Here is a 12,179-nt window from a genome sequence, read left to right as displayed (position 1 = left end):
CTCACTGGCGTTGTACCTGCGGCCGGCTGACCAGGGTTTCCAGGCGCGCAAGTGGCGGCGCCTCGCGGCTGCGGTCGCTGACTTGCACCTGCACGCGCACCAGCCCCGGCGCACTGCCCGGGGCGATGCGGGTTTCGCAGCGCAGCTTGAGCCGTCCCTGGTCGCAGTCGAGGTTCTTCACGCCGCTGTTCAGGCGGCCTTCCAGGCGCACTTCGGCGACCCGGCTCTGGGCCGCCAGCAAGGCCAGGGATTTGTCCCGCAGCAGGCCATTGCTCTGGGTCATCAGGCCCGCCACGCGTACCGCCGCAGCCATCGCCACGGCAATGATGGCCAGGGCCACCAGCACTTCGATCAGGGTGAAACCAGCTTGTTTGCGCAGGGCTTGCATGGGCCGCTCGAGACCGGGAAACAGCCTCGCAGACTAGCCTGCGGGCTTGACCGAATGGCGACCGAAACTCCCGAGGTTTTTCAATACCACTGACATATCTTCTTGCAACACTGCGCGACGAATCGAACTTACGCCAAGGAATGTCGAGATGGATATCGCGCCTGTAACATCCCCGCCCCGAGGCCTGCGCGGCCAGCGTGGCTTCACCCTGATCGAGATCATGGTCGTGGTGGTGATCCTCGGGATCCTGGCAGCCATGGTGGTGCCCAAGGTCCTGGATCGCCCGGACCAGGCACGGGCCACGGCGGCCAGGCAGGACATCGCCGGGCTCATGCAGGCCCTCAAGCTCTATCGCCTGGACCACGGCAGCTACCCGAACATGAACCAGGGCCTGAAGGTGCTGGTGGAGCGCCCGGCCAATGCCAAGGACAGCAACTGGCGCTCCTACCTGGAACGTCTGCCCAATGACCCCTGGGGCCGCCCGTATCACTACCTCAACCCCGGTGCCAACGGCGAAGTGGATGTGTTTTCCCTCGGCGCCGATGGCCAGCCCGACGGCGACGGCGTGAATGCCGATATCGGCTCCTGGCAACTATAGGGCCGGTCGTGAAAGCCCATTCGCCCAGTGCGGCGAAGCAGCGTGGCATGGCCATCATCAGCGCCTTGCTGATCGCCGCGGTGGTGGCGGTGATCGCCGGGGGCATGCTTACCCGGCAAACCTCTTTCACCCGTGCGGTGGAAGCCGAACAGGCGCGGATCGTCGCTGCCGGGGTGCTTCAGGGCGGCCTGGAATACAGCCGGCAACTGCTCTGGGATGCGCGCCAGCGTGATGTGTTGACACGCCTCGACCAGGCCTGGGCGCGGCCCATCGGCGACCAGGCCCTGGGTGGATTCAACGCCGGGTTCCAGGGCCACCTGCAAGACCTGCAGGGCAAGTTCAACCTGCGCAACCTGGTGTTCAACCAGCAGGTGGATGCGGGGCAACTGCAGAGCTTCCAGCAGTTGTGCCAACTGATCGGCATCGACGGCGCCCTGGGCCGGCGCATCAGCCAGCGGGTGATCGCTTCCTACCCCCAGCGCCTGCAGGCGCCAGCCGCCACCAGCAGCCATGGCAGTTTCAACAGCGGTCGCCAGACCTCGGCAGGCGCTGCGGCGCAGACCCTGGCGCCCAGGCAGCCGATGCTGCGCAGCCTGGACGACTTGCTGGGCCTTGAGGGCGTGACCCCGGAACTGCTGGCGCGCCTGGAGCCGTACGTGAGCATCCTGCCGGGCAATACCTGGATCAACGGCAACACCGCCAGCGCCGAGGTGCTGGTGGCGGCGGTGCCAGGCCTGGATCTGTCCCGGGCCCGGGCCCTGGTGGCCGAGCGTGACGCCGGGCACTGGTTCATCAACCGTGGCGATTTCGTCAATCGCCTGCGCCTGCCGCAGTTGCAGGTGGACCAGATCAAGGTCGGCATCACCAGCGAGTGGTTCCTGCTTCAGGGCCAGGCCCGCCGTGATCAGCGCCGGGTCAGCCTGCAAGCGCTGCTGCACCGTCCCGAGGACCGCATGCCCCAGGTGATCTGGTCGCGGGTGGGCGCATGAGCCGCCTGCGCATCGGCCTGCCGCCCCTGGATTTGTTGCTCGGCACCGAGCAGCCGCAGCAGTGCCGGGTGGATTTTGCAAGGCTCGATCGCGGCGGGCGGGTCACGGATACCGGTTGCTGTGCCCTGGGCCAGCTGGGGTTGCCGGGCAAGGGGGACAAGCCGCCCGCAGTGGAGTGTTTCCTGCACCCACTGGACAGCCTGCTGACCCAGATCCCATTGCCGCAATTGCCCGCTGCGCGGATCAAGGCCGCGGTGGCCTGCGCTGCCCAGGCGCTGATCCTCGGCCCCAGTGAACAGATGCATGTGGCCCACGGCCCCCGCGATGCAGAGGGCCAGGTGGCGCTGAGCTGGCTGCCCCGGGAACGCCTGCAGGCCCTGGGGCGGCTGCTGGAGCAGGCCGGGTTGAAGCTCGCCGGCCTGTACCCGGCGCCCTACGCCTTGCCGGTGCCGCCCCCGGGGCAGGTCAACCTGTGCCTGCTGGACGAGCAGTTGCTGGTGCGCCAGAGCGCCACCCAGGGCAGCGTGCAGCCCCTGGTGGCCGAGACCCTGGAGCAGTTGCGCGCCAGCGCCAGCGAGCTGTGCTGGATCGGCGAAGTGCCAGCGCTGCCGGGGCAACCATTGCCAGCGCCACAACCCCTGCCGGCGCAATTGCGCTGGAGCGGCACGCCGCCTTCCTGGGGCCTGCACAGCGGCGCGCTGGCCGGCACCCGCGCCCCCCAAGGCTGGGGCCGGGCCCTGGGCTGCTGCGCCCTGGCGGTGGCGGTCTGGGTGCTGGGCCTGAACCTGTACGCCGCCCGCGAGGCAGAGCAGGGGCAGCGGCTCAAGGCGCAGATGAGCCAGCGGGTGAAGCAGGTATTCCCCGAATTGCCGGTGGTGCTCAATCCGTTGCAACAGGCTCGCCAGCAACTGGCGGCGCGCCAGAGCGGCGCTGCGGCGGACCCGAGCCAGGGCTTCGCCCACCTGCTGGCCCAGGCGGGGCTGGCCATGCCGTTCATGGTGGGCAGCGTGCAAAGCCTGGAGTTTTCCGGGCAGCGCTTGCAGCTCCAATTGTTGCCAGACACCCCGAAAACCGCCGACAGCGCCTGGCAGGGGGCCCTGATCCAGGCCGGCTACAGCGTCCAGGCCCAGGGCAATGGCTGGAGCCTGGCCCCGGGGCAGGCTCCAGCCGAAGAGAGCACAGCCGAGGCAACGGGAGAAGACAATGAATAAGGCCATGCTGGCGCCGTATCGGGCGCGCTGGTCGCGCCTGCGGGCCCAGGCCCTGGGCCACTGGAACGGCCTGGCCCTGCGGGAAAAGCGCTTGCTGGGGGCCACTGCCCTGGGGTTGCTGGGGCTGTTGCTGTGGTTGCTGCTGATCCAGCCGCCGCTGAAGAAGATCGACTACTGGCAAGCCGAGACACCCAAGCTGCGCTCCCAGGCCGAGGCCCTGGAAGTGCTGCTGCACGAGGTCGCGGCGGGCCCTCGCAATGCCCCGGGCGAAAGCCTGGAACAGGCCCTGCGCCAGGCCCTGGATGCGGCCGGGCTCCAGGGCCGCTACCAGTTGCAACACGCGGATCAAGCCGGCCCCGAGAGCTGGCGGTTGACCTTTGAGCAGGCCCCGGCGGATGCCGTGGTCGGCTGGCTGCTGGGGGCTCCCCGGCAGTTTTCACTGCAGGTGGTGGAGGCTCGTCTGCAACGCGCAGACGCGGCCGCCGCCCAAGACTCGGCAGGCACACTGTCCGGGACCGTTCGCATGGATCAGGCGCAGGGCGCTAAGGAAGCTTCATGAAGTGGTCAGGTTCCAACTACGTGCGCCAGTGTCGCAAGGCCGCACCTTTTCTGCTGCTGGCGCTGGGGGCTTGCAGCAACACCACCTCCACCACGCCGCCGCCCTTGCTGGTGGACAGCGAGCTGGGCCAGCCCTTGGCCGACACCCGGCGCAGCGGCGATCTGCTGGCGGACCGCGAGCGCTTGCAGGCGCAGCAGGCGCAACGGCCGAAAGTCCTGCACCCGGTGACCAGCAGCAGCCGCGCCCAGGGCACGTCGCGCAGCACCAGCGTGCCGCGCAATCCTCTGGGGGATCAGCCGGTGCAACTGAACTTCGTCGACGCCGATATCCAGGCGGTGGTGCGCGCGCTGTCCCGTTCCACCGGCCAGCAGTTCCTGGTGGACCCACGGGTCAAGGGCAACCTGACCCTGGTCAGCGAAGGCCAGGTGCCGGCGCACCAGGCCTACGACATGCTGCTGGCGGCCCTGCGCATGCAGGGTTTCTCCGTGGTGGACGTGGGCGGGGTGGCCCAGGTGGTGCCCGAAGCCGACGCCAAGCTGCTGGGCGGGCCGATCTACAGCGCCGACAAGCCGGCGGGCAACGGCATGCTGACCCGCACCTTCCGCCTGCAATATGAAAATGCGGTGAACCTGATTCCGGTGCTGCGGCCCATCGTCTCGCCGAACAACCCGATCAATGCCTACCCGGGCAACAACACCATCGTGGTCACCGACTACGCGGAGAACCTGCAGCGGGTGGCGCAGATCATCAACGGCATCGACACCCCGAGCGCCATCGACACCGATGTGGTGGCGGTGCAGAACGGCATCGCCGTGGACATCGCCACCATGGTCGCCGAACTGCTGGAAACCCAGGGCGCCGACCAGACCCAGAAGATCAGCGTGATCGGCGACCCGCGTTCCAACTCCATCATCATCCGCGCCGGCAGTCCGGAGCGCACCGAACTGGCGCGCAACCTGATCTACAAACTGGACAACGCCCAGAGCAACCCCAGCAACCTGCACGTGGTGTACCTGCGCAACGCCCAAGCCGGCAAGCTGGCCCAGGCCCTGCGCGGGCTGCTCACCGGGGAAAGCGACAGCGCCGGCAGCGACGGCGCCCGGGCCATGCTCAGCGGCATGGGCGGCAACAGCCAGGGCGCCCAGGGTGCGAGCCAGAACAGCAGCGGCACGCCCACCGCCAGTGGCAACCTCAACAACAGCAGCAGCGGCAGTGGTGCCTACGGCCAGGGCAGCAGCGCCGGCCAGGGCGGCACGGGCCAGCAGAATGACCAGAACACCGCCTTCAGTGCCGGTGGCGTGACCATCCAGGCCGATGCCACCACCAACACCTTGCTGATCTCGGCGCCGGACCCGCTGTACCGCAACCTGCGGGAGGTCATCGACCAGCTCGACCAGCGTCGCGCCCAGGTGGTGATCGAGAGCCTGATCGTCGAAGTCAGCGAAGACGATGCCAGCGAGTTCGGCGTGCAGTGGCAGGCCGGCAATCTCGGCGGGCATGGCGGCTTTGGCGGGGTCAACCTCGGTGGCAGTGGGCTGGTGGGCACGCCGGCGAGCAAGACCAGCATCGACGTGTTGCCCAAGGGCCTGAACGTCGGCGTGGTCGACGGCACGGTGGACATCCCGGGGATCGGCAAGGTGCTGGACCTCAAGGTCCTGGCCCGGGCCCTGAAGAGCAAGGGCGGCACCAACGTGTTGTCGACGCCCAACCTGTTGACCCTGGACAACGAGGCGGCGAGCATCTTCGTCGGCCAGACCATTCCCTTTGTCACCGGCAGCTATGTGACCGGCGGTGGCGGCACCAGCAACAACCCGTTCCAGACCGTGCAGCGTGAAGAGGTGGGCCTGAAGCTCAATGTGCGGCCGCAGATCTCCGAAGGCGGCACGGTGAAGCTGGACATCTACCAGGAGGTCAGCAGCGTCGACCAGCGGGCTTCGGTGGACGCCGGCACCGTGACCAACAAGCGGGCAATCGACACCAGCATCCTGCTGGATGACGGGCAGATCATGGTGCTCGGCGGCCTGCTGCAGGACGGCTACAGCCAGAGCAACGACGCAGTGCCCTGGCTGTCGAACATCCCCGGGCTCGGGGTGCTGTTTCGCAACGACAAGCGCAGCGTGACCAAGACCAACCTGATGGTGTTCCTGCGGCCCTACATCATTCGCGACAGTGGCGCGGGGCGCAGCATTACCCTCAATCGCTATGACTTCATGCGCCGGGTACAGGGCCAGTTGCAGCCGGAGCGCAGTTGGGTGATGCCGGATATCCAGGCGCCGCAACTGCCTGCGGCGAGCAAGGCGATCCCCGGGGCAGTGCCGGTGTCCCTGCAGGGCGTACCGCAGACGCCGCGGGCGCCGATTCGCGCGGTGCCGGTGCAATGAACGGGGCAAAGGGGCCCCAAATCCGGGCTGCCAAGCCCTTCGTAGGCACCGGCTTGCCGGCGAAGAGGCCCGTGGATCGGGCGCTGATCTTGCTGGCGCCTGCGCTGGCAAGCCGGCGCCTTATGGGGGATGCCCCCATTCATTTCCAGGCCGGCGGGCATCGCGGGTTTCACCGTGGCAGCCCACGCAATGGCGCCGCACCCCACAAGGAGCCACAGCCATGACCACCCAGTTGCCCTACGCCTGGGCCAAGTCCCAGCGCATCCTCCTGCGCCACACCGAGCACGGCGCGGTACTGCTGGTGTGCCCCTCGACGCCTGGCTGGTCCATCAGCGAAGCCCGCCGCCAGTTCGGCCCGGCGCGCCTGGAGCGGATTCGCGACGAGGAACTCGACGGCCTGCTGGCCACCGCCTACGCCGACACCGGCAGCGCAGCAGCGGTGGTCGGGGCGGCGGAGAACGAGGTGGACCTGGACCGCCTGATGCAGGACATGCCGGAAATCACCGACCTGCTGGACACCCAGGACGGCGCCCCGGTAATCCGCATGATCAACGCCTTGCTCACCCAGGCCGCGCGGGACGAGGCCAGCGATATCCATATCGAACCCTTCGAGACCCATTCGGTGGTGCGCTACCGGGTCGACGGCACCCTGCGCGACGTGGTGTCGCCACGCAAGGCGCTGCACGGCGCGCTGGTGTCGCGGATCAAGATCATGGCCCAGCTGGACATCGCCGAAAAACGCCTGCCCCAGGACGGGCGCATCGCCCTGCGGGTGGCCGGGCGGCCCATCGATATCCGTGTGTCCACGGTGCCCACCGGGCATGGCGAGCGGGTGGTGATGCGCCTGCTGGACAAGCAGGCCGGGCGCCTGCAACTGGAAACCCTGGGCATGGACCCGGACCTGCTGGCGCGCCTGGATACCCTGATCCGCCAGCCCCACGGCATCGTCCTGGTCACCGGGCCCACTGGCAGCGGCAAGACCACCAGCCTCTACGCGGCCCTGGCCCGGCTGGATGCCAGCACCAGCAATATCCTCACCGTCGAGGACCCGGTGGAATACGACCTGCCGGGCATCAGCCAGATCCAGGTCAACGCCAAGATCGACATGACCTTCGCCCTGGCCCTGCGGGCGATCCTGCGCCAGGACCCGGACATCATCATGATCGGCGAGATCCGCGACCTGGAGACCGCGCAGATCGCGGTCCAGGCCTCGCTCACCGGGCACCTGGTGCTGGCGACCCTGCACACCAACGACGCGGTGTCGGCGGTCAACCGCCTGATCGACATGGGGGTGGAGCCGTTTCTCCTGGCCTCGTCGATGCTCGGGGTGCTGGCCCAGCGCCTGGTGCGGCGCCTGTGCAGCCAGTGCAAGGAGCAGGACCCGGCCAACCCCGGCACCTGGCGCCCGGTGGGCTGCCCGGCCTGCAACCACATCGGCTACAGCGGGCGAACCGGGATCCATGAGCTGTTCTGCATTGATGACGATGTGCGCAGCCTGATCCACCAGGGCGCCGAGGAGCAGGCCCTGCGTGCCGCCGCGCGCCGGGCCGGGATGTTCAGCATGCGCGAGGACGGTGAACGCTGGGTGCGCAGTGGCGCCACCGCGCCGGAAGAAATCCTGCGTGTGACACGGGACGCCTGATGAATCGCTATCGCTATGAAGCCGCCGACGCCCTCGGCAAGATCGAATCCGGGCACCTGGAAGCCGACAGCCAGGGCGCGGCCTTCGCCAGCCTGCGCAGCCGCGGCCTGACCGCCTTGCTGGTGCAGCTCGATGGCAACGGCGGCGACGGCGGAGCAGGGGGGCTGCTGCGCCCCAGGCTCTCGGACAACGACCTGGCCTGGGCCACCCGCCAGCTGGCCAGCCTGCTGGGGGCCAGCCTGCCGCTGGAGGCCGCGCTGAGCGCCACGGTGGAGCAGGCCGAGCGCAAGCACATCGCCCAGACCCTGAGCGCGGTGCGCGCGGATGTGCGCAGCGGCATGCGCCTGGCCGAGGCCCTGGCGGCGCGGCCCAGGGATTTTCCGGAGATCTACCGGGCGCTGATTGCCGCCGGCGAAGAGTCCGGCGACCTGGCCCAGGTCATGGAGCGGCTGGCGGACTACATCGAAGAGCGCAACGGCCTGCGGGGCAAGATCCTCACCGCCTTTATCTACCCGGGGGTGGTAGGGCTGGTGTCCATCGGCATCGTGATCTTCCTGCTCAGCTATGTGGTGCCTCAGGTGGTCAGTGCCTTCTCCCAGGCGCGCCAGGACCTGCCGGGGCTGACCCTGGCCATGCTCAATGCCAGTGATTTCATCCGTGCCTGGGGCGGCCTGTGCTTTGCCGCCATGGTCGCCGGGTTCTGGGGCTGGCGGGTGTACCTGCGCAACCCCCGGGTGCGCTTGAACTGGCACAGCCGGATCCTGCGCCTGCCGCTGATCGGGCGCTTTGTCCTGGGGCTGAACACCGCGCGTTTTGCCTCGACCCTGGCGATCCTCGGCAGCGCCGGGGTGCCTTTGTTGCGGGCCCTGGAAGCGGCGCGCCAGACCCTGTCCAACGACCGCCTGAGCCAGAGCGTGAGCGAGGCCACGGCCAAGGTGCGCGAAGGCGCCAACCTGGCGGCGGCGCTGCGGGTGGAGAAAGTCTTTCCGCCGGTGCTGATCCACCTGATCGCCAGCGGCGAGAAGACCGGCGCCTTGCCGCCGATGCTGGAACGGGCGGCGCAGACCCTGTCGCGGGATATCGAGCGTCGGGCCATGGGCATGACCGCCTTGCTCGAACCCTTGATGATCGTGGTGATGGGCGGTGTGGTGCTGGTGATCGTGATGGCGGTACTGCTGCCGATCATCGAGATCAACCAACTGGTCACCTGAACCGCACAACCCGACCTGACCCGGTCCGGCCCGGTCTGGCCCGGTCCGTAGGCGCTGGCTTGCCAGCGAAGGCGTCGGCAGCGGCGATGCAAGGCTGGCGGGCCTCTTCGCTGGCAAGCCGGCTCCTACGAGAGCGAAGCGGTGGTGCGAAGCACAGGGCAGGGCAGCCATAAAATTTCGCGCCGCGTGCCTCACTCCCGACCGGGCAACGGGCCAACCTCGGGTTCCTCGTTCTGTCATGTTCAGACCCGGTGGCCAGCCCCCTCGGCGCTTGCAGGGCAATGCCGCTTCCAGCCCCGGCAACCTGGCGGTCATTTTCCCGGGAAAGGCGCGAAAACCTCCGACAAACACCCGAGAATCTTTTGCAAAAACAGCCGCTTTCTCCCGAGGTTTTTTCCTTTATCTGTCACCGGAAACTGCGAACTTCTCTCCCCATGGCCTCACCCATCAAGCCGTCTGGATCAAGGCTTCTGGCCCGAGTGCCATGGCGTCATGCAAGAGCTATTCACCCAACGTACGAACACGACGAAAGGAGATTCTTCATGTTTAAGCGCAACGTTCTCGCGGCATCCCTGACCCTGGCTGCCCTGTGCTCGGCACAGGCTGCAATGGCTGATATCAACGGCGGTGGCGCAACCCTGCCACAACCGCTGTACCAGACCGCTGGCGTACTGACCGCCGGCTTCGCTCCCTACATCGGCGTAGGCAGCGGCAACGGCAAGGCTGCCTTCCTGAACAACGACTACACCAAGTTCGTGGCCGGCACCACCGGCAAGAACGTGCACTGGGCCGGTAGCGATTCCAAGCTCAGCGCAGCAGAGCTCAAAGGTTATCAAGACAATCACCAAGCGGCCTGGGGCAAGCTGATCCAGGTGCCTTCGGTAGCCACTTCGGTTGCCGTTCCATTCAACAAGGCCGGCACTGCTGCCGTTAACCTGAGCGTCAACGACCTGTGCGGCGTGTTCTCGGGCCGTGTTTCCGACTGGAGCCAGATTGCAGGTTCGGGCCGTACCGGCGCCATCACCGTGGTTTACCGCAATGAAAGCAGCGGCACCACCGAGCTGTTCACCCGCTTCCTGAACGCCAAGTGCGCCGAGACCGGCACCTTCGCCGTGACCACCAACTTCGCTTCCAGCTACTCCGGCGGCCTGCCTGCCGGTGCGGTTGCCGCTGTTACCAGCCAAGGCGTCATGGACGCGCTGAACGCTGGCGACGGTCGCATCACCTACATGAGCCCGGACTACGCCGCGCCGACCCTGGCCGGCCTGGACGACGCTACCAAGGTGGCCAAGGTGGCTGGCGTTTCCCCGGCGCCTGCCAACGTTTCCTCGGCTATCGCCGCGGTTGCCGTGCCTGATACCACTGTTCGTGGCGACCAGAACCTGTGGGTTCCTGTCTTCACTTCCCAGGCCAACATCGACGCCAACCCAAGCGACAAGAGCCTGCGCCTGTACCCAACCAGCGGTTACCCAATCCTGGGCTTCACCAACCTGATCTTCAGCCAGTGCTACGCCGACGCTAACCAGACTTCGCAAGTACGGGCTTTCTTCAGCCGTCACTACGGTGCCCTGGTGAACAACGACACCGCCATCAACAACAACCGCTTCGTGCCTCTGCCAGCTGCCTGGAAAACCGCAGTACGTGACTCGTTCGTCACTGCCTCCAGCGGCCTGAGCATCGGTAACGCCAGCGTCTGCAATGCCATCGGCCGTCCGCTGTAACTCTCGCGTCCGATACCTGCAGCACCCGGATCAGCAACGGTTTCGACCGTTGCTGATTTTTTTCATGCTCGGCACAACGGTCCGGCACGAGTGCTCGCCCGTCCTGATACGACAGGAGTCATGTCATGTTCAAAATGCATTGGTTAGCCACGTCACTGGTGGGCAGCGCCCTATGTGCCCAGTTGGCCCTGGCGGATATCAACGGTGGCGGGTCGACGCTGCCGCAGTCGTACTACCTGGCGCCCGGCGTACTGACGGCGGGTTTTGCGCCCTACATCGGCTCTGATCTCGGGGACAAGGAAGCCTTTCTGAACAACGACTACAACCGCCTGATTCCGGGCGCCCCTACCCGGAACGTGCACTGGGTGGCCACTGAATCGAAGTTGAGAGGCAGCGAGCTCGACGGCTACTCCATGGCCCATGGCGCGAGCTGGGGGCCGTTGATCCAGGTGCCCGTCGCCGCCACGGCGGTGGCGATCCGCTTCAACAAAGCCGGCATTGGCAACCTGGACCTGAGCGTCAATGACGTGTGCGGGATCTTCTCGGGCCGGCTGGACCGTTGGGAGTACCTGTCGAGCGGTGCAGGCACTTACGGACCGCTGACGGTGGTCTACCCGCAAGGGCCCAGTGGCACCACCGAGCTGTTTACCCGTTTTCTCAATGCCAAGTGCTCTGAACCGGCCGGGCCTTTCGCGGTGACCCGGTTCTTCGCCAACGCTTATCCAGTCTCGGTGCCACAGACCGCCAAGAGCGCGCAGGGCAGCCCCCAGATCATGGAAGTGCTCAATGCAACCCCGGGGAGTGTGACCTTCATCGGTTCCAGCCACGCATCCAGCACCCTTGCCGGGCTGGAAGATGGCAGCAAGGTAGCGCGGGTAGGGGGGATAGCCCCGACACCGGCGAACATCGTCAACGCCATCAGCCTGATCAGCCCGCCGACGGCGAACCTATCGACCGGCCCGTTCAGCGACCCCATCAGGTGGGTACCGGTGTTCGCCGCTTCGTTCGATGGCAATGACCCCTCGGTGGTGCCATTTCCCAGCGTCGGTTATCCGATCCTGGGCTTTAGCACCGCGATTTTCAGCCAGTGCTACGCCGATGCGACGCAAACCGCCCAGGTGCGGGCGTTCTTTGCCCGCCAGTACGGTTCGCTGGTCACTAACGATGCGGCACTGCTCAACAACAACCTGCAACCCTTGCCGGCGATCTGGAAGGCCGCGATACGGAACGCCTTCGTGACGCCCGCCAGCCTGCGCAGTATCGGCAACCCCAATATCTGCAACGCCATTGGCCGACCTTTCTAGCCGGCCAGCGCCGCTTGCCCCTGCCTGCCGCCGTGGCACGCAGGGGCAGGGGCAACACCCTGCACCCCAAAGATGAATTTTCCGTGACATCCGTTCGGTCGCGCCTCGCGCCAACGGCCTATCCCCTAAAGCAGTGACGCGCGCCCTGGGCCCTACAAGCGTCGCGCTCCCGTGG

10 protein-coding genes are annotated in these 12,179 nt (G+C 67.0%); 9 read left to right on the top strand and 1 reads right to left on the bottom strand.

Annotated elements, in window-relative coordinates; all coding sequences use genetic code 11:
- Position 1 precedes the first annotated feature (1 nt).
- The gene (gene gspI, locus M2395_RS07165; protein WP_011061044.1) at positions 2 to 388 is read right to left on the bottom strand and encodes a type II secretion system minor pseudopilin GspI; all 387 of its coding nucleotides are present in this window, start codon (positions 386 to 388) and stop codon (positions 2 to 4) included.
- 148 nt (positions 389 to 536) lie between these two features.
- Here gspI and gspG point away from each other — a divergent pair, with 148 nt between their 5' ends.
- The 9 genes from gspG to M2395_RS07120 all read left to right on the top strand — a co-directional run bounded on the left by gspG (position 537) and on the right by M2395_RS07120 (position 12,004).
- A complete protein-coding gene (gspG, locus tag M2395_RS07160; protein WP_011061045.1) occupies positions 537 to 986 on the top strand; it encodes a type II secretion system major pseudopilin GspG in 450 nt (149 codons plus the stop codon).
- An 8-nt stretch (positions 987 to 994) separates the two neighbouring features.
- Positions 995 to 1,975, top strand: a complete 981-nt coding sequence (gene gspK, locus M2395_RS07155; protein WP_019094873.1) for a type II secretion system minor pseudopilin GspK — start codon at positions 995 to 997, stop codon at positions 1,973 to 1,975.
- Positions 1,972 to 3,186 (top strand): type II secretion system protein GspL, encoded by a 1,215-nt coding sequence (gspL, locus tag M2395_RS07150; protein WP_077934020.1) that lies wholly within the window; start codon positions 1,972 to 1,974, stop codon positions 3,184 to 3,186. Before gspK ends, gspL begins: the two co-directional genes overlap by 4 nt.
- Positions 3,179 to 3,745: a type II secretion system protein GspM gene (gspM, locus tag M2395_RS07145; protein ID WP_015635434.1), complete on the top strand. Its 567-nt coding sequence runs from the start codon at positions 3,179 to 3,181 to the stop codon at positions 3,743 to 3,745. The genes gspL and gspM overlap by 8 nt, the downstream gene beginning before the upstream one ends.
- Positions 3,742 to 6,126, top strand: a complete 2,385-nt coding sequence (gspD, locus tag M2395_RS07140; RefSeq protein WP_123430873.1) for a type II secretion system secretin GspD — start codon at positions 3,742 to 3,744, stop codon at positions 6,124 to 6,126. The genes gspM and gspD overlap by 4 nt, the downstream gene beginning before the upstream one ends.
- A gap of 220 nt (positions 6,127 to 6,346) precedes the next feature.
- Positions 6,347 to 7,768, top strand: coding sequence for a type II secretion system ATPase GspE (gene gspE, locus M2395_RS07135; RefSeq protein ID WP_053158204.1), 1,422 nt, complete (start codon positions 6,347 to 6,349; stop codon positions 7,766 to 7,768).
- Positions 7,768 to 8,979, top strand: coding sequence for a type II secretion system inner membrane protein GspF (gene gspF / locus M2395_RS07130; RefSeq protein ID WP_123430872.1), 1,212 nt, complete (start codon positions 7,768 to 7,770; stop codon positions 8,977 to 8,979). Before gspE ends, gspF begins: the two co-directional genes overlap by 1 nt.
- A 542-nt stretch (positions 8,980 to 9,521) precedes the next feature.
- Positions 9,522 to 10,700, top strand: a complete 1,179-nt coding sequence (locus tag M2395_RS07125) for a substrate-binding domain-containing protein (protein WP_015635437.1) — start codon at positions 9,522 to 9,524, stop codon at positions 10,698 to 10,700.
- Between the two features lie 125 nt (positions 10,701 to 10,825).
- Positions 10,826 to 12,004, top strand: a complete 1,179-nt coding sequence (locus tag M2395_RS07120) for a substrate-binding domain-containing protein (RefSeq protein WP_123430870.1) — start codon at positions 10,826 to 10,828, stop codon at positions 12,002 to 12,004.
- Positions 12,005 to 12,179 lie beyond the last annotated feature (175 nt).

The sequence above is a fragment of the Pseudomonas sp. BIGb0176 genome, from assembly GCF_024810175.1.
GTDB lineage: Bacteria > Pseudomonadota > Gammaproteobacteria > Pseudomonadales > Pseudomonadaceae > Aquipseudomonas > Aquipseudomonas protegens.
The sequence above is the reverse complement of the archived record's forward strand: the minus strand, read 5'-3'. Positions and strand labels throughout refer to the sequence as shown.